The sequence below is a fragment of the Rhodococcus rhodochrous genome (assembly GCF_014854695.1).
In the GTDB taxonomy this organism is placed as follows: domain Bacteria; phylum Actinomycetota; class Actinomycetes; order Mycobacteriales; family Mycobacteriaceae; genus Rhodococcus.
In genome coordinates this window covers 2,456,640-2,474,119 of sequence record NZ_CP027557.1, presented here as the reverse complement: position 1 = coordinate 2,474,119, position 17,480 = coordinate 2,456,640, and the positions used below count along the sequence as shown (strand labels likewise).

The 17,480-nt window shown below is 69.0% G+C and carries 15 protein-coding genes and 1 pseudogene; 1 reads left to right on the top strand and 15 read right to left on the bottom strand.

Annotation, left to right across the window (positions count from 1 at the left end; translation table 11 throughout):
- Positions 1 to 20: 20 nt before the first annotated feature.
- Positions 21 to 836, top strand: a pseudogene (locus C6Y44_RS28090) (DUF2235 domain-containing protein); the annotation flags it as partial.
- A gap of 359 nt (positions 837 to 1,195) precedes the next feature.
- Here C6Y44_RS28090 and C6Y44_RS11650 read toward each other — a convergent pair.
- From C6Y44_RS11650 to C6Y44_RS11580, 15 genes are all read right to left on the bottom strand, one after another.
- Positions 1,196 to 2,446 (bottom strand): RNA polymerase sigma factor, encoded by a 1,251-nt coding sequence (locus C6Y44_RS11650; protein ID WP_120282444.1) that lies wholly within the window; start codon positions 2,444 to 2,446, stop codon positions 1,196 to 1,198.
- 3 nt (positions 2,447 to 2,449) lie between these two features.
- Positions 2,450 to 2,788, bottom strand: a complete 339-nt coding sequence (locus tag C6Y44_RS11645; RefSeq protein ID WP_120282443.1) for a YciI family protein — start codon at positions 2,786 to 2,788, stop codon at positions 2,450 to 2,452.
- An 88-nt stretch (positions 2,789 to 2,876) separates the two neighbouring features.
- Entirely contained in the window at positions 2,877 to 5,639 is a 2,763-nt protein-coding gene (ppc, locus tag C6Y44_RS11640) for a phosphoenolpyruvate carboxylase (RefSeq protein ID WP_159418445.1), read from the bottom strand.
- A 63-nt stretch (positions 5,640 to 5,702) separates the two neighbouring features.
- Complete coding sequence (gene secG / locus C6Y44_RS11635) at positions 5,703 to 5,936, bottom strand: preprotein translocase subunit SecG (protein ID WP_006551479.1); 234 nt, start codon at positions 5,934 to 5,936, stop codon at positions 5,703 to 5,705.
- Between the two features lie 194 nt (positions 5,937 to 6,130).
- Positions 6,131 to 6,916 (bottom strand): triose-phosphate isomerase, encoded by a 786-nt coding sequence (tpiA, locus tag C6Y44_RS11630; RefSeq protein WP_159418446.1) that lies wholly within the window; start codon positions 6,914 to 6,916, stop codon positions 6,131 to 6,133.
- A 5-nt stretch (positions 6,917 to 6,921) separates the two neighbouring features.
- Entirely contained in the window at positions 6,922 to 8,133 is a 1,212-nt protein-coding gene (locus tag C6Y44_RS11625; RefSeq protein ID WP_120282440.1) for a phosphoglycerate kinase, read from the bottom strand.
- Positions 8,134 to 8,159: 26 nt separating this feature from the next.
- Positions 8,160 to 9,176 (bottom strand): type I glyceraldehyde-3-phosphate dehydrogenase, encoded by a 1,017-nt coding sequence (gene gap / locus C6Y44_RS11620; RefSeq protein ID WP_159418447.1) that lies wholly within the window; start codon positions 9,174 to 9,176, stop codon positions 8,160 to 8,162.
- A 123-nt stretch (positions 9,177 to 9,299) separates the two neighbouring features.
- Entirely contained in the window at positions 9,300 to 10,283 is a 984-nt protein-coding gene (whiA, locus tag C6Y44_RS11615; protein ID WP_159418448.1) for a DNA-binding protein WhiA, read from the bottom strand.
- A complete protein-coding gene (locus C6Y44_RS11610; protein ID WP_372473021.1) occupies positions 10,274 to 11,356 on the bottom strand; it encodes a gluconeogenesis factor YvcK family protein in 1,083 nt (360 codons plus the stop codon). Before C6Y44_RS11610 ends, whiA begins: the two co-directional genes overlap by 10 nt.
- On the bottom strand, positions 11,353 to 12,267 hold the full coding sequence (gene rapZ / locus C6Y44_RS11605; protein ID WP_159419241.1) for an RNase adapter RapZ: 915 nt from the start codon (positions 12,265 to 12,267) through the stop codon (positions 11,353 to 11,355). Before rapZ ends, C6Y44_RS11610 begins: the two co-directional genes overlap by 4 nt.
- 23 nt (positions 12,268 to 12,290) lie before the next feature.
- Complete coding sequence (gene uvrC, locus C6Y44_RS11600) at positions 12,291 to 14,504, bottom strand: excinuclease ABC subunit UvrC (protein WP_159418449.1); 2,214 nt, start codon at positions 14,502 to 14,504, stop codon at positions 12,291 to 12,293.
- Between the two features lie 9 nt (positions 14,505 to 14,513).
- The gene (locus C6Y44_RS11595; RefSeq protein WP_159418450.1) at positions 14,514 to 15,068 is read right to left on the bottom strand and encodes a PH domain-containing protein; all 555 of its coding nucleotides are present in this window, start codon (positions 15,066 to 15,068) and stop codon (positions 14,514 to 14,516) included.
- The gene (gene ribH, locus C6Y44_RS11590; RefSeq protein ID WP_159418451.1) at positions 15,065 to 15,547 is read right to left on the bottom strand and encodes a 6,7-dimethyl-8-ribityllumazine synthase; all 483 of its coding nucleotides are present in this window, start codon (positions 15,545 to 15,547) and stop codon (positions 15,065 to 15,067) included. Before ribH ends, C6Y44_RS11595 begins: the two co-directional genes overlap by 4 nt.
- Complete coding sequence (locus C6Y44_RS11585; protein ID WP_159418452.1) at positions 15,547 to 16,797, bottom strand: bifunctional 3,4-dihydroxy-2-butanone-4-phosphate synthase/GTP cyclohydrolase II; 1,251 nt, start codon at positions 16,795 to 16,797, stop codon at positions 15,547 to 15,549. The genes ribH and C6Y44_RS11585 overlap by 1 nt, the downstream gene beginning before the upstream one ends.
- Before the next feature lie 74 nt (positions 16,798 to 16,871).
- On the bottom strand, positions 16,872 to 17,477 hold the full coding sequence (locus C6Y44_RS11580; RefSeq protein ID WP_059381377.1) for a riboflavin synthase: 606 nt from the start codon (positions 17,475 to 17,477) through the stop codon (positions 16,872 to 16,874).
- Positions 17,478 to 17,480 lie beyond the last annotated feature (3 nt).

Here is a 17,480-nt window from a genome sequence, read left to right as displayed (position 1 = left end):
CGCATTCAGGGAGCACTAAGATGCCGCAGCCCGGAACGAACACACCACCGACAGAGATCGCGCAGCAGGTCGTCAGGAGGAAGGGGTCGAAGAACATCGTCCTGTGCTTCGACGGCACGGGAAACGAAATTCGGGCGAAGGGGAACACCAACGTCGTCCGCCTGTTCCGTGCGCTCGAGAACACGACAGGCGAACAGGTCACCTACTACGACCCCGGCGTCGGTACCTTCTCCTCCGCCGGGGCCTCGACGCGTGTGGGACAGAGGATCTCTCGCACGCTCGGCCTCGCGTTCGGTGTCGGTATCAAGACGAACCTCGCAGAGGCCTACACGTTCCTGATGAAGCAGTGGGAACCCGGCGATCGGATCTATCTCTTCGGGTTCAGCCGGGGTGCCCACACAGCACGTGCCTTCGCAGCGATGTTGCATCTCGTCGGACTTCCACGAGCGTCGTCCGAGAATCTCGTGCAGTACGCGATCGCCGCGTATGCCCGTCGCAGGTCCTGGGGCTCCGACGACTTCGCGTGCGCCGAACAGTTCGCGACGACCGTGTGCCGCGCGTCGAACGGGACGTTCTCCGTCCCCGTGCACTACCTCGGGATCTGGGACAGCGTCAGCGCACCCGGGATCTTCGAGAAGGACCACCACTTCGAGAAGACGGCGGAGTTGCCGAACGTGGAAGCCGGCCGGCACGCGATCTCCATCGACGAGTACCGCAGGCCGTACAAGGTGGACGAGGTCGCCAACGACCGGATCGAGGAGGTCTGGTTCACGGGCGTCCACTCCGACGTCGGCGGTGGATTCGAGGACTGCCGACTCGCGGACATCTCGCTCCGCTGGGTCCTCGAGGGCGCCCTCGACCACGGCGTGCTCCTGCGCCGAACGGTGAGCCTGCGGCAGCTTCCGAGACCGGAACAGACGAGCGCGACGGCGACGCCGACCCGGATGAGCCGCATCTGGTGGCTCATCGGGCGAGGAACTCGTGAGATTCTCGGGGCACGATCTCCCGAAGGACTGAAGATCCACGAGAGCGTCAAGCTCCGGGAGGACGGTCTGGCGACCCGGCTACGGAATCCGCATTGGGTCGATCCGGAGTGGTACACGCCGAAGCGCTACGACCTCGAGGTACCCGGCTATACGAACCGCCGGACCGCGCCGCTCCGCCCCGATCGGAGGTCTCGGCGCACCGGGATCGGTCACAACTCCCGCGAACGCGACAACTCCGCCGACCTCGCCCTGAGGTGGCGCCGCTCGGGTTCGGTACCGGCGAGCTCGAGCGCCCGCCGATACGCTTCGGCCGCTTCGCCTTTCCGGCCGACCCGGCCCAGCAACTCGGCTCGCGCCACCACGTACGGCCCGTAGTCGCGCAGACTCGGCTCCTCGGCGAGTCCGTCGAGGAGTTCGAGTCCGGCCGCAGACCCGTCGCGCATTGCCACCGCCACGGCGCGGTTCAGTGCGACGATCGGTGACGGGCTCAGGGCGGTCAGTACGTCGTAGAGGGCGACGATCTGCGGCCAGTCGGTGCTGTCGACGTCGCTTGCCTCGTCGTGCAACGCGGCTATCGCGGCCTGTACCCCGTACGGGCCGGGTGGTCCTCCGGTGAGCGCGGCGACCACCAGTGTGCTGCCCTCCTCGATCATCGCGCGGTCCCATCGGGCGCGGTCCTGCGCGTCGAGCAGCATCACGGCGCCGGATGGATCGGTGCGCGCGTCTCGGCGGGCGTGGACGAGCAGCATCAGCGCGAGCAACCCGCTCACCTCCCGTTCCGCCGGCATCAGACGGTGCAGGATGCGCGTGAGGCGGATTGCCTCCTCCGCGAGGTCGGGGCGTTGCAGATGCTCGCCGCTGCTCGCGGCGTAGCCCTCGGTGAAGATCGAGTACAGCGCCGCGAGCACCACCGGCAGGCGCTCCGGCAGTTCGTCCGGTCCGGGCACCCGGAACGGGATGCGGGCACCGCGGATCTTCTTCTTGGCCCGCACGATCCGCTGGGCCATCGTCGGCGACGGGACGAGGAAGGCCCGCGCGACCTCGTTCGTCGTGAGGCCGCCGAGGCAGCGCAGGATCAGCGCTACGCGGTCGTCCGCCGCGAGGGCGGGGTGGGCGCACGTGAAGAACAGTTCGAGGCGGTCGTCCGGCAGTTCCCCGGCCTCGGGTGGTTCGTACGACGCGCGACGTTCGGTGTCGACGGCGAGCTCCGCCAGTCGCGTCGCGTACACGCGGTCGCGGCGCACCCGGTCCAGCGCTCGGCGCCTGGCCGTGGTGAGCAGCCAGGCGCCCGGACGCTCGGGCACACCGTCGACCGGCCAGTGCACGAGCGCCGCCTCGAGCGCGTCCGATGCGACCTCCTCGGCAAGGTCGAGGTCGCCGAATCGATGGACGAGCGCGGCGAGGAGCCGGCCGTGTTCCTCGCGGAACACCGACTCGACGGTCGCGGCCGGCTCCCCCATCGCTCAGTCTCCGAAGTCGGCGATCGGTCGCACGACGACCGTGCCGCCGTCCCGCGATCCGGGGCAACGCGCCGCCCAGTCGAGTGCCTCGTCGAGGCTGCCGACGTCGATGACGTCGTATCCGCCGAGAACCTCACGGCTCTCGCCGAACGGCCCGTCGGTCACCGTGCGTCGTCCGTCCGCGCCGACCTGCACGGTCGTCGCGGTGACGAGATCCTGCAGGGCGTGCCCGGACACGAGGACACCCGCATCGCGCATCGCCTTCTCGTAGTCCTGCCAGTCCTCGATGGTGCAGGTGGGCTCGTCGGTCGTGGATGCGTAGATCAGCAGCATGTACTTCATGGCGGTCGCTCCCGTCTGTGTGGTGTTCGTCCTACACCATCACGACGAACGGGCACCTGCCGTATCGACAACCCGACGAGAAAATTTTCTAGCCGCTGTTGCGCAATGCCGTGGCGAGACCGTTCATCGTGATCTGGATACCGCGCCGGACCCGGTCGGTGTCCTCACCGGCACGGAACCGGCGCAGCAACTCGACCTGGAGGTGGTTGAGCGGTTCGAGATACGGGAAGCGGTTGTGCAGCGACCGCTCGAGCGCCGGATTGTCCGCGACGAGCGAGTCGTATCCTGTGATCTGCCGGTAGGCGTCGACCGTGCGGGCGTGCTCGTCGACGATGCTGCCGAACACCCGCTCGCGCAGTTCGGTGTCCTCGACGAGTTCGGAGTACCGGGCGGCCAGGCCGAGATCGGACTTGGCGAGCACCTGCGCCATGTTCGACAGCACCGAACGGAAGAACGGCCAGCGACGGTAGAGATCCTGCAGGGTCGCCAACCGGTCCGGATCACCGGCGACCCAGTCCTGCACAGCCGTTCCCGTGCCGTACCAGCCGGGGAGCATCACGCGACTCTGGGTCCACGAGAGCACCCACGGGATGGCCCGCAGGTCGCTGATCGCCTTCGTCTGCTTGCGGGATGCGGGACGACTGCCGATGTTGAGGGCACCGATCTCCGAGACCGGCGTCGCGGTGGTGAAGTACTCGACGAAACCCGGTGTCTCGTGCACGAGTCGGCTGTAGGCGGCGCGAGCGAGGTCGGCGAGTTCGTCGAGGATCCGGTAGGCCTCCGGTGCGTCCTTCCCGAGGCCTTCGACATCGAGCAGGCTCGACTCGAGGGTCGCCGAGACGAGCGCCTCGAGGTTGCGGCGGGCGAGCACCGGTTCGCGGTACTTCGCGGCGATGACCTCGCCTTGCTCGGTCAGACGCAACGAGCCCTGGACCGCGCCGGGCGGCTGGGCGAGGATGGCGTCGTAGCTCGGTCCGCCACCACGTCCGACGGTGCCGCCGCGACCGTGGAACAGGCGCAGCCGGATCCCGGCGGTGCGCGCAGCGTCGACGAGGTCGAGTTCCGCGCGGTAGAGCGCCCAGTTGGCGGTGAGATAGCCGCCGTCCTTGTTGGAATCGGAGTAGCCCAGCATGATCTCCTGCAGTCCGTCGTGTCCGTCGACGAGGCTGCGGAACTCGGGCACGGCGAGGGCGGCGGTCAACGTGGCGGCACCACCGCGCAGGTCGTCGATCGTCTCGAACAACGGGATGACCTGCACCGTGCTGCGCGGATAACCGCGGTCGAGGTCGAGCAGCCCGACCTCCTTGAGCAGGACCTCGACCTCGAGCAGGTCGGACACCGAGGTGCACATGCTGATGATGTAATGCTCGATGGCGGCCGGTCCGATGCGACGGACCACGTCGGCGGCGGCGCGCAGGATGCCGAGTTCCTTGGCCGTCTCGTCCGACAGGTGGGCGTCGGGAGCGGTGAGCGGACGGCGGATCCGCAACTCCGCGGTGAGCAGCGCGACCTTGTCGTCCTCCGGCAGGTCGCGGTAGCGGTCGGTCACCCCCGCCCAGGAGAGCAGTTCGGCGACGACGTTCTCGTGGACCTCGGAATTCTGACGCAGGTCGAGCGGCGCGAGGTGGAAGCCGAAGACCTCGACGGCGCTGCGCAGGTGCGCGAGTCGATCGTCGGCGATCACGGCCGCGCCACCGGCACGCAGCGAGGCGTCGACGATGTTCAGGTCGGTGTGCAGGCGGGCCGGAGTGGCATAGGGCTCGCACGGGATACGCACCGTGTGGGGCAGATCCACGCCGGGCAGCAGCCTGTCCGCGGTCGCGGTGAGGCGAGCGCGGATACCGTGCACGGCGCGTCGGTACGGCTCGTCGCTGTGGGCGGGATTGTCGTCGCCCGAGTCGTCGGCGAGCTTCTTCAGGGCGCTGCTGATGGTCGCGGTGCGTTCGGACATGGACAGTTCGCGTTCGAGCGCGGCCAGTTCGGTGAGGTGATGTCGCAGCGCGGTCTCACAGGCGCGATTCGCGGCGGTGGTGACGACCTCGCCGTCGACGTTGGGGTTGCCGTCGCGGTCGCCGCCGATCCACGTTCCGGGACGGACCAGCGGTTCGGTCAGCACCGCCGCGTCCGGCCAGCGTCGCCGGAGTTCGCGTCGCACTTCGGCGTTGAGGGCAGGAACGACGTCGAACAGTGCGAGGTCGTAGTAGCGCAGACCGTTGTCGACCTCGTCGATGATCCTCAGGCGCGCGAGCCGGATGAGCGCGGTGTCCCAGAGGGTCAGGATGTGCCGGTACAGGGCGCGGTCGATTTCCTCGATCGCGGCGGATTCGTCGGTCCTCTCCCGGCGCCGCATGAGCTCGGTGACGGCGGTCTGGACGTCGAAGACGGTGCGTCGGCGGGTCTCGGTGGGATGAGCGGTGATGACGGGGGCGACGAGAGCGGATGCGAGCGCGTCGGTCACGGTGTCGGCGTCGAGGCCCGGGCCGGCGGCGTCGAGTTTGGCATAGGTGGCGGCGAGGCTGCTGTCCTGCGGTCGGTCGCCTGCGCGCACGTGCAGGGCTCGACGTCGTTCGCGGTGCAGATCCTCGGCGAGATTGGCGAGCAGACCGAAATGGCTGAACGCCCGGGCGACGGGAATCAGGTCGTCGGTGGCGACGTCGGCGAAGCGTTCGGCGAGTTCGGTGCGGTCGATCTCGGAGCGCCGGATCCGGAAGCTCTCCACCCGGGCCGATTCGACCAGGTCGAAGGTCTCGGGTCCCGCCTGCTCACGGATGACGTTGCCGAGGATGCCACCGAGCAGGCGGATGTCCTCGCGGAGGGGTTCGGTCGCAGAGGCAGGCACAGTGTCCGTCATACGGCCAGTATCTGTGCCCGGCGGCCGGGGCGCGACCGCGACAGCGGCCGTGCATGTGCGGGATCAGCTGAACTTGATCTGCAGTCCGATGCCGAGGATCGAGATCACCCAGATGATGCCGGTGAAGACGGTGAGACGGTCGAGGTTCTTCTCCGCCACCGTCGAGCCCGAGAGATTGGACTGGACTCCACCACCGAACAGGCTGGACAGACCACCGCCCTTACCGCGGTGCAGCAGCACCAGCAGGATGAGCAACAGGCTCGTGACGATCAGGAGGATGTCCAGGAACAGTTCCATGTCGGTGTTCGATGTCCTTCGGATGGTGGGCGACGTCGGCGTCAGCTTACCCGCTCGCCATATGGGGATGCTGCGGGTGTGCCGGGGACGGTCGTCGTGGCTACGCGGGTCGAGACGGCAACACTGCGCTGAGGCGAAACGCGGGTGGGGTGCAGGATCTCGTCGATCCTGCACCCCACCTGATGCCGGTCGCTCTAGAGGAGCGGGCCGCCTGCGGCGATCGCCGACAGCTGAGCGAATTCGTCGGCCTTGAGGGAGGCGCCTCCCACGAGGCCGCCGTCGATGTCGGTCTGAGCGATGAGCTCACCGACGTTCTTGGCGTTGACCGACCCGCCGTACAGGACGCGGACCGATGCCGCGACCTCGGGCGAGGCCAGTTCGGCGAGGGTGTTGCGCACCGCGGCGCACACCTCCTGTGCGTCGGCCGCCGAGGCGACCTTGCCCGTGCCGATGGCCCAGACCGGCTCGTACGCGACGACGATCTTCGCGATCTCGTCGGCGGACAGGCCGGCGAGCGAGTTCTTCAACTGCTCGACGTTGTACTCGACGTGGCTGCCGGCTTCGCGGACGTCGAGTCCTTCGCCGATGCACACGATCGGAGTGAGACCGTGCCGCAGAGCGGCCTTGGTCTTGTCGCGGACGATCTCGTCGGTCTCGCCGTGCAGGGTGCGACGCTCGGAGTGCCCGACGACCACGTAGGTGCAGCCGAGCTTCGCGAGCATCGCACCGGAGATCTCACCGGTGTAGGCGCCGGAGTCGTGGACCGAGATGTCCTGGGCTCCGTAGGTGATGCCGAGCTTGTCGCCCTCGACGAGGGTCTGCACCGAGCGGATGTCGGTGAACGGCGGGATGACCGTCACGTCGACCTTCTCGAGGTACTTCTCGGGAAGGGTGAACGCGATCTTCTGCACCAGGGCGATGGCCTCGAGGTGGTTGAGGTTCATCTTCCAGTTGCCCGCGATGAGCGGTGTCCGTGCCATGACCGTCAGCCCTCCAGAACTGCGATGCCGGGCAGTTCCTTGCCCTCGAGGTACTCGAGGGAGGCGCCACCACCGGTGGAGATGTGCGAGAAACGGTCCTCACCGAGCCCGAGCGACCGCACGGCCGCAGCGGAGTCGCCGCCGCCGACGACGCTGAACGCGCCCTTGCCGGTGGCCTCGATGATCGCTTCCGCGACACCCTTCGTGCCGGCCGCGAAGTTCTCGAACTCGAACACGCCCATCGGGCCGTTCCAGAACACCGTCTTCGCCGAGCCGAGGAGCGAGGCGAAGCGCTGCACGGATTCCGGTCCGATGTCGAGGCCCATCCATCCGTCGGGGATGGAGTCGGCCGCGACGGTCTGCGACTGTGCGTCGGCCGCGAACTTGTCGGCCACCACCACGTCCTGCGGGATGTGGATGACGTCGCCGAAGCGTTCGAGCAGCTGCTTGCAGGTGTCGATCATCGACTCCTCGAGCAGCGACGTGCCGACCGAGTAGCCCTGTGCCGCAAGGAAGGTGAAGCACATGCCGCCACCGATGACGAGCGTGTCGACCTTGGGTGCGAGCGCTTCGATGACCCCGAGCTTGTCGGAGACCTTCGAGCCGCCGAGCACCACGGCGTACGGACGCTCGGTGTCGGTGGTGAGCTTGGCGAGTACGTCGACCTCGGCCGCGACGAGACCACCCGCGTAGTGCGGGAGCAGCGTCGCGACGTCGTAGACCGACGCCTGCTTGCGGTGCACGACACCGAAGCCGTCGGAGACGAATGCGCCGTCGTCGCCGACGAGCTCGACGAGCTCACGGGCGAAGGCGAGCCGCTCGGCATCGTCCTTGCTGGTCTCGCGAGCGTCGAAGCGGACGTTCTCGAGCAGGAGGATGTCGCCGTCGGTCAGCCCTTCGGAACGCGCCAGCGCATCCTGGCCGACGACGTCGGAGGCGAGCTGGACGTTGCGGCCGAGCACCTCACCGAGCTTCGCCGCGACGGGCGCGAGCGAGTACTTCGGATCCGGCTCACCCTTGGGGCGGCCGAGGTGCGCGGTCACGACGACCTTCGCCCCGGCCTCCGCGAGCGTGCGGATGGTGGGCGCGGACGCGAGGATGCGGCCGGCGTCGGTGATCGTGTCGCCGTCGAGCGGGACGTTGAGGTCGGAGCGCACGAGTACGCCCCGACCCTCCACACCTGCGTCGAGCAGATCCTCGAGGGTCTGAACTGCCACTGTTCAAATGTCCTGTTCTACGAGTTTCAGAGAGACTTGCCGACGAGACCGACGAGGTCGGCAAGACGATTCGAGTAGCCCCACTCGTTGTCGTACCACGAGACGACCTTGACCTGCTCGTCGATGACCTTGGTCAGAGGCGCGTCGAAGATCGACGAGTGCGGGTCGGTGACGATGTCCGAGGAGACGATCGGATCGGTGTTGTACTTCAGGATGCCCTTCAGCGGACCCTCCGCAGCAGCCTTCAGTGCGGCGTTGACCTCGTCGGCGGTGGCCTTCTTGGTGAGGGTCGCGGTGAGGTCGGTGACCGAGCCGGTCGGGACCGGGACGCGCAGCGCGTAGCCGTCGAGCTTGCCGCGCAGCTCGGGGAGCACGAGGCCGATGGCCTTGGCGGCGCCTGTGCCGGTGGGGACGATGTTCAGGGCAGCGGCCCGGGCGCGACGCAGATCCTTGTGCGGTCCATCCTGCAGGTTCTGGTCCTGGGTGTATGCGTGGATCGTGGTCATCAGGCCCTTCTCGATGCCGAACTCGTCGTTCAGCACCTTGGCGAGGGGGCCGAGGCAGTTCGTGGTGCACGAGGCGTTGGAGATGATGTTCTGCGTGCCGTCGTACTTGTCGTGGTTGACGCCCATGACGATGGTGATGTCCTCGTCGGTGGCGGGCGCCGAGATGATGACCTTCTTGGCGCCGGCATCGATGTGCCCCTTCGCCTTCGCGGCGTTGGTGAAGATGCCGGTGGACTCGACGACGACGTCGACACCGAGGTCGCTCCACGGAAGAGCGGAGGGGCCTTCCTTGATCGAGAGGGCCTTGATCTTCCGGTCGCCGACGACGATGTCGTCGCCCTCGACATGCACGTCCTTGTCGAGGCGCCCCAGGATCGAGTCGTACTTCAGGAGCGTCGCGAGGGTGTCGTTGTCGGTGAGGTCGTTGACGGCAACGATCTCGATGTCGGTGGTGCCGAGTGCCTTCTGCGCCTCGACCGCCCGGAAGAAGTTGCGCCCGATGCGTCCGAATCCGTTCACGCCTACGCGGACAGTCACAATGAAGCTCCTTTGTCCAGTATTCCGATGGTCGTGCTCGTGTGCCCTTCACCCTAGTGGGGTTCGGTCGTACTGTGGGGAGCCGCCCGGTCGTGGCGCGAACTCCCTTGCAAGCCTGCCCCGCTATGCCTCGTCCAGCAACTCAGCGGTGACGGCCGATTCCGTATCGGGGATCCCGAGTTCCTTCGCGCGACGATCCGCCATCGACAGCAGGCGGCGGATCCGTCCTGCGACGGCGTCCTTGGTCATGGGCGGATCGGCGAGCTGGCCGAGCTCCTCGAGCGACGCCTGTCGGTGCTGCACGCGCAGCGCGCCGGCGGCGGCGAGGTGGTCGGGCACGTCGGGGCCCAGGATCGCCAGCGCCCGCTCGACCCGCGCAGCCGCTGCCACGGCGGCGCGTGCGGACCGGCGCAGATTGGCGTCGTCGAAGTTGGCGAGACGGTTCGCGGTCGCCCGCACCTCTCGGCGCATGCGGCGCTCCTCCCAGACCAGCCGGGTGTCCTGCGCGCCCATGTGGGTGAGCAGCGCGCCGATGGCCTCGCCGTCGCGGATCACCACGCGGTCGGCGCCGCGCACCTCACGCGCCTTGGCGGTGACGCCGAGCCGGCGGGCGGCACCGACGAGCGCGAGGGCGGCCTCCGGGCCGGGGCAGCTCACCTCGAGCGCCGAGGAACGGCCCGGTTCGGTGAGCGAACCATGGGCGAGGAACGCCCCGCGCCACGCCGCAGCGGAGTCGGAGACACTGCCGCCGACCACCTGCGCGGGCAGTCCGCGCACGGGTCGTCCGCGACCGTCGAGCAGGCCGGTGCGGCGGGCCAGCGCCTCACCGTCCTTGCCGACGCGGACGATGTACCGGGAGCTCTTGCGCAGCCCACCCGCGCCGAGCACCTGGATCTCGGCGGGATAGCTGTAGAGCTCGAAGATCTCGCGGCGGAGGCGACGTGCGATCGATCCGAGGTCGACCTCGGCCTCGACGACCACTCGTCCGGCGACGATGTGCAATCCCCCGGCGAAGCGCAGGAGGGCGGACACCTCGGCCTTGCGGTTGCTGATCCTGGTGACCGACAACCTGCTCAGCTCGTCCTTGACCTCCGCTGTCATTGCCACGAGACGCTCTCCCTCCCGCCCCCGCGCGCGGCACGGACTCCACCGCGCGAGGACAGACATGTTTCCAGTGCCCCCGCCAACTTGGCGGGGTCGTGTCGATGCGTACCGGTCTCGGCGACGTCGACGAACGAGACGTCCGCTCCGAATCGGGCCGCGGACCGGCTCAGGTGCTCGCGCTCGCGTCCTTCCGGTACCGAGGCAGCATCCACGACGACGTGGTCGACACGGAAATCGGGGGCGTGCTGGGCGAGAACGTGCAGGTGACGTTCCGCGGAGAAGCCTGCCGTCTCCCCCGGTTCCGCCGCGAGGTTGAGCACGAGGACCTTGAGCGCCGTCGTGTGGACCAGCGCCTCGTGCAGGTCCGGGACGAGCACGTGCGGGATGACGCTCGAGAACCAGGATCCCGGGCCGAGCACCACGAGATCGGCCTCGCACACCGCGTCGAGCGCCGGCGGACAGGCCGGCGGATCGGCGGGGATCAGGCGGACCCGGCGCACCTTGCCCGGGGTGGTCGCCACCGCGACCTGTCCCCGGATGCAGCGGCTCACCCGCGGGTCGGATTCGAGTCCCGAGACGTCGGCTTCGATGTCGAGGGGGATCGGCGACATGGGCAGTACCCGACCGCGTACGTCGAGGACGCGAGCGAGCATGTCGAGAGCAGTGACGGTGTCGCCCGCCACCTCGGCGAGCCCGGCGAGGATCAGGTTGCCGACGGAGTGCCCGGCGAGTGCACCTGTGCCGCCGAAGCGGTGTTGGACGGTCTCGGTCCACACCCGGACCTCGTCGTCGCGGCCGGCGAGTGCGGCGAGGGCCATGCGCAGGTCGCCGGGTGGGACGACGCCGAGTTCGGCGCGCAGCCGTCCCGAGGAACCTCCGTCGTCGGCGACGGTCACGACGGCGGTGACCCGGTCGGTGAGGCGCCGGACGGCACTGAGCGTCGCGTACAGACCGTGTCCGCCGCCGAGAGCGGTGATCGCAGGTCCGGGCGCTGCCCCGGGGTTCGGAGCGCTGTCGGGGTTCGGAGCGCTGTCGGAGTTCGGAGCGCTGTCGGAGTTCGGAGTCTCGGCGTTCACTCGCGCCCCAGATCCCGGTGCACCACGTTCACCGTCAGATCCGGTGCCTGCTCGAGGCGTGCGGCGAGGGCCTCGGCCATCGCCACGCTCCGGTGTTTCCCTCCGGTGCAGCCCACTGCAATCGTCATGTAGCGCTTCCCCTCCCGACGGTAACCGGCGGTCGTCAGATCGAGCAGCCGGTGATAGGTGGCGAGATAGTCCTCGGCACCGTCGCGGGAGAGTACATAGTCGCTCACCGCCGCGTCCTGCCCGGTGTGCGGACGCAGTTCGGCGATCCAGTGGGGGTTCGGCAGGAACCGCACGTCGCACACGACGTCGGAGTCCATGGGCAGGCCGTACTTGAAGCCGAACGACTCCACGGTCACCCGGATGGTGTCGGATGCGGCGTCGCCGAAGGCCGCATCGATCTTGCGACGCAGATCGGGCCCGGACAGCGCGGACGTGTCGATGACGAGGTCGGCCGCGGCCTTGACGGGAGCGAGCTGCTCGCGTTCGACGGCGATGCCGTCGGTGAGCGTGCGGTCGGCCGTGTCGGACTGCAGCGGATGGCTGCGGCGCACCTGCTCGAACCGCCGGACGAGCACCGAGTCGGCGGCTTCGAGGAAGAGCACCCGGGTGTTGACCGGGCGGGCCGCCAGATCGGCGACCACGCGTTCGAGGTCGCCGGTGAACAACCGGCTGCGCACGTCCATCACCACGGCGAGGCGTTGCAGCGGAGGTTCGGCCTGCACCGCGAGATCGATCATCGACAGCACCAACTGGGGCGGGAGGTTCTCCGCGACGTACCACCCGAGATCCTCGAGGGCGGTCGCCGCCGTACTCAGTCCGGCTCCGGACAGGCCGGTGACGACGATGACCTCGGCCTGCGCCGGCCGTTCTCCGTCGACACCCTGTTCCGAACCGTCCGCCATCCCCGGGATCCGACCCACTTCGGTCACTGTTCCGACTCCGCTCGTACTCCCGACACGCCGACTGAGCCATCATCGCCTACCGGCGTGTCGCCCGCATCCGCGGCAGTCGGGTCGCCCGCAGGTGCCGCAGCCGGATCACTCGCGTCCGCGACGGTCGGGGCGTCGGTGTCCTGCGGCGACTCGGCCGGAGCCGGTGCGTCGCCCCGCAGCGCCTCGAGGACGGCCTTCGCCGTGGCTTGCCCGATCCCGGGCACCGCGGTGATCTCCTCGACGCTCGCCTCGCGTAGCCGCGCGACCGACCCGAAGTGGGTGACGAGTGCCTTGCGCCGGGTGTCGCCGAGACCACGGACCCCGTCGAGAGCGGAGGCGGTCATGCGTTTGGACCGCTTGCTGCGGTGGTAGGTGATCGCGAAACGGTGCGCCTCGTCGCGGATGCGTTGCAGCAGGAACAGCGACTCACTCGTGCGCGGCAGGATCACCGGATCCTCCTCCCCCGGCACCCACACCTCCTCGAGACGCTTCGCGAGCCCGACGACCGCAACATCCGTGATGCCGAGTTCGTCGAGGACCTCGGCCGCGGCCGCGACCTGCGGCGCACCACCGTCGACGACGAACAGGTTCGGCGGGTAGGCGAACCGGCGCGGACGGCCCGTCGCCGGGTCCAGTGCCGCCTCGGGCGCGAGGTCCCCGCCGTCGCCTCCCTCCGGAGCGGAGCCGTCCGGATCGGCCTGTCGGGCCAGGTCGCGGTTGTGGCGGAGGAAACGCCGGCGGGTGACCTCGGCGATCGAAGCGACGTCGTCGGAGTGCCCGTCACCCGCGGCGTGCTTGATGGCGTAGTGCCGGTAGTCGGACTTGCGGGGCAGTCCGTCCTCGAAGACGACCAGCGATGCGACGACGTCGGTGCCCTGCACGTGACTGATGTCGACGCATTCGATGCGCAGCGGCGCCGAATCGAGGTCGAGGGCGTCCTGGATGCCCTGCAACGCCGCCGATCGGGCATTGAAGTCGCCCGCGCGCCGCAGCTTGTGCTGGGCGAGCGCTTCCTTGGCGTTGCGCTCGACCGTGTCGGCCAGTGCCTTCTTGTCGCCGCGCTGCGGGATGCGCAGACGCACGGGACCGCCGCGCAGACGCCCGAGCCAGCGGCTCATCTCGTCCGGGTCGGGCGGCAGGGCGGGGACGAGCACCTCGCGCGGCACGGCGCTGGTGGCGTCCGCGTCATCGGTGCCGAGTGCGGCCTCCTCGCCGTAGAACTGGGTGAGGAACTGTTCGACGAGCAGGGAGAGTTCTTCGACGTCGTCGGTCCCCTCGGCGGCCTCGACGCCTTCGACGTCGCGGTCCTCGGGACGGTCGAGCACGTCGCCGGACTTCTCGACGACCCAGCCGCGTTGACCGCGCACGCGACCGCCGCGCACGTGGAAGACTTGGACGGCCACCTCGAGGTCGTCGCCGGCGAACGCCACGAGGTCGGCGTCGGTGCCGTCGCCGAGCACGACGGCCTGCTTCTCGAGGGCCTTGCGCAGCGCCCCGAGATCGTCGCGCAGTCGGGCTGCGGTCTCGAAGTCGAGCTCCTCCGCGGCGGCCTGCATCCGCTTCTCGACATCACGGACGAGTTTGTCGGTGCGACCGGCGAGGAAGTCGCAGAAGTCCTCGACGATGCGGCGGTGTTCGTCGGCGGAGACGCGTCCGACGCACGGCGCGGAGCACTTGTCGATGTAGCCGAGCAGGCACGGGCGGCCGATCTGCGCGTGCCGCTTGAAGACCCCGGCCGAGCACGTGCGCGACGGGAACACTCGCAGCAACAGGTCGAGGGTCTCGCGGATCGCCCAGGCGTGCGAGTAGGGGCCGAAATAGCGCACGCCCTTGCGGCGCGGCCCGCGATAGACGAACAGGCGGGGATATTCCTCGTTCAACGTGACCGCGAGCATCGGGTACGTCTTGTCGTCGCGGTAGCGGACGTTGAACCGGGGGTCGAACTCCTTGATCCAGTTGTACTCGAGCTGGAGTGCCTCGACCTCGGTGCGCACCACCGTCCACTCGACCCGACCCGCGGTGGTCACCATCTGACGGGTGCGCGGATGCAGCGAGGCGATGTCGGCGAAGTACGAGTTCAGGCGGGACCGGAGGTTCTTCGCCTTGCCGACGTAGACGACCCGGCCGTGCGGGTCGCGGAACTTGTAGACCCCCGGCTCCGTGGGAATGGAACCGGGGGCTGGGCGATAGGTCGAGGGGTCGGGCACAGGTCCAGGCTAGTCGTCGCCCCTGACGGCTCCGCCGTCGTCATTGCGTCTGACGGCTCCGCCGTCGTCATTGCGTCTGATGGCTCCGCGGTCGTTGTCGTCACTGACGGCGCCGCCGGTGTAGCGGGACTCCAGTTCGCGGAAACGCTCGAGCGCGTCCACGGCGCGTTCCCCGTCGCGCGCCTGGATGGCAACGACGGGCACGTACTCGTCGAACGGCAGCTCGAGGCGGGCCCAGGGGGCGCCGTGGTCGAAGAACAGCCCGCGCACGTCGGTCCACGGGATGTGTCGTTCGGCGACCACGTTGCGGACGGAGACGCCGTCCGCACCCGCCCGCAGCCGCGGCCGGGTGAACAGCAGGACGCCTCCGGTGAGCACGACGCCGATGGCGAGGATCGCGATCTGGTCGACGACCCGCAGGTTCACGCCGGTGTCGCCGCCCCCGCGCAGCACGAGCGCCGCGAAGATGTGGACGGCCATGACGACGACCGCCGCCACGACGACCCAGCGCCGCATCTTCTCCGGGCGTACCTCGAGATCCCAGCCGGTCTCGTCGCGGGTCAACGCGCCGCCTTCCGCAGCCGCCGCAGTGTCACGGCGGTGTCGAGCGCGGCCGCGCAGGCCTGGCCACCCTTGTCCTCCGCGGAGCCGGGCAGACCGGCGCGGTCGCGGGCCTGCTGTTCGGTGTCGGTGGTGAGGACACCGTTGCCCACCGGGGTGCCCTCGTCGAGCGCGATCCGGGTGAGACCGTAGGTCACGGCGTCGCACACGTACTCGAAGTGCGGCGTGCCGCCGCGGATCACCACGCCGAGAGCGACGACTGCGTCGTGGGTGCGGGCGAGCTGCTGCGCGACGACGGGAAGTTCGATCGCTCCGGCGACCCGCTCGACGGTGACGTCGGTGATACCCGCCTGCTCGGCGACACGCTGTGCGCCGGCGATGAGGGCGTCGGAGATCTCGGTGTGCCAGCGACCGGCGACGATCGCGAGGCTCAGCCCCGCGGCGTCGGCGAGCTGCAGGTCGGGCAGGCCTTCGCCGCTCATCAGGCGTCTCCCTCGTCGAACTCGTCGAGACCGATCAGGTCGTGGCCCATACGATCGCGCTTGGTGCGCAGGTACGAGATGTTCTCGCGGTTCGCGCGCAACGGCATCGGGACACGCTCGGTGATCTGCAGGCCGTAGCCGTCGAGACCGACGCGCTTGGCCGGGTTGTTGGTCAGCAGCCGCATCGACGAGATACCGAGGTCGACGAGGATCTGAGCGCCGATGCCGTAGTCGCGGGCGTCGGCGGGAAGGCCGAGCTGCAGGTTGGCGTCGACGGTGTCGGAACCGGAGTCCTGCAGCTGGTAGGCCTGCAGCTTGTGCATCAGGCCGATGCCGCGTCCCTCGTGGCCGCGCATGTAGAGCACGACGCCGCGGCCTTCCTCGGCCACCATCTCGAGGGCTGCGTCGAGCTGCGGACCGCAGTCGCAGCGCAGCGACCCGAAGACGTCGCCGGTCAGGCATTCGGAGTGCACGCGCACGAGCACGTCGGAGCCGTCGCCGTCCGGGCCGGCGATGTCGCCGCGGACGAGCGCGACGTGTTCGACCTCGTCGTAGACGCTCTGGTAGCCGACGGCCGTGAAGTCGCCGTGCCGGGTGGGGATGCGGGCCTCGGCGACGCGCACGACGTGCTTCTCGTGCTTGCGGCGCCACGCGATGAGATCCGCGATCGAGATCAGGGCGAGTTCGTGCTCGTCGGCGAAGACGCGCAGTTCGTCGGTTCGGGCCATCTCGCCTTCGTCCTTCTGCGAGACGATCTCGCAGATGACGCCGGCCGGGCGCAGGTCGGCCATGCGCGCGAGGTCGACGGCGGCTTCGGTGTGTCCGGGCCGGCGCAGGACGCCACCCTCCTTGGCGCGCAGCGGCACCACGTGACCGGGACGCGTGAAGTCCTGGGCGGTGGAGTTCGGGTCGGCGAGCAGCCGCATGGTGGCGGCGCGGTCGGACGCGGAGATACCCGTGCCGATGCCTTCCTTCGCGTCGACGGTGACCGTGTAGGCGGTGCCGTGCTTGTCCTGGTTGACGCTGTACATGGGAGGCAGACCGAGACGGTCGCAGTCCTCGCCGTCCAAGGGCACGCACAGGTACCCGGATGTGTAGCGGACCATGAACGCCACGAGTTCCGGCGTTGCCTTCTCCGCGGCGAAGATGAGGTCGCCCTCGTTTTCACGGTCTTCGTCGTCGACCACGACGACCGCCTTACCGGCGGCGATGTCGGCGACCGCGCGCTCGATGGTGTCGAACCTCGTCACTTCCCTGGACTCCAACTCTCGTATCCGGACGACTCGTGCTCCGCGTCCACTGTCGATCTCCACAGTACGACGCGTCAGCGCGCGTTCTGCAGGCGCTCCACGTACTTGGCGATCACGTCGACCTCGAGGTTGACGAGGGTGCCCGGCTCGGCGGTGCCGAGCGTCGTCAGCGACAGGGTGGTCGGGATGAGCGAGATCTCGAACCACTCCTGTCCGCGTTCCCCTCCGAGACCCGAGACCGTCAGCGAGACACCGTCGACGGTGATCGAGCCCTTTTCGACGACGTAGCGGGAGATTTCGGCCGGGAGCGAGATACGCACCACCGTCCAGTTCTCCGAGGGTGTGCGGGAGACGACGGCGCCGGTGGCGTCGACGTGACCCTGCACGAGGTGGCCGCCGAGGCGGCTGTTCAGTGCGGCGGCGCGTTCGAGGTTGACGGAGCTGCCGAGGGTGAGCTGTCCGAGCGATGACCGGTTCAGCGTCTCCTGCATCACATCGGCGGTGAAGGACCCACCGTCGAGCACGTCGACGACCGTCAGGCACACCCCGTTGACCGCGATCGAATCGCCGTGCTTGGCGTCGGAGGTGACCAGCGGTCCGCGCACGGTGAAGCGTGCCGCGTCGGCGAGGTCCTCCTTCGCGACGATCTCACCGAGTTCCTCGACGATGCCGGTGAACATGTT

Coding starts and splice junctions, on each gene's coding strand:
- C6Y44_RS11650 (WP_120282444.1), bottom strand. CDS start 2,446: ATGGGGGAGCCGGCCGCGACCGTCGAGTCGGTGTTCCGCGAGGAACAC.
- C6Y44_RS11645 (WP_120282443.1), bottom strand. CDS start 2,788: ATGAAGTACATGCTGCTGATCTACGCATCCACGACCGACGAGCCCACC.
- ppc (WP_159418445.1), bottom strand. CDS start 5,639: ATGACGGACACTGTGCCTGCCTCTGCGACCGAACCCCTCCGCGAGGAC.
- secG (WP_006551479.1), bottom strand. CDS start 5,936: ATGGAACTGTTCCTGGACATCCTCCTGATCGTCACGAGCCTGTTGCTC.
- tpiA (WP_159418446.1), bottom strand. CDS start 6,916: ATGGCACGGACACCGCTCATCGCGGGCAACTGGAAGATGAACCTCAAC.
- rapZ (WP_159419241.1), bottom strand. CDS start 12,267: ATGGCGGACGGTTCGGAACAGGGTGTCGACGGAGAACGGCCGGCGCAG.
- ribH (WP_159418451.1), bottom strand. CDS start 15,547: ATGAGCGGCGAAGGCCTGCCCGACCTGCAGCTCGCCGACGCCGCGGGG.
- C6Y44_RS11580 (WP_059381377.1), bottom strand. CDS start 17,477: ATGTTCACCGGCATCGTCGAGGAACTCGGTGAGATCGTCGCGAAGGAG.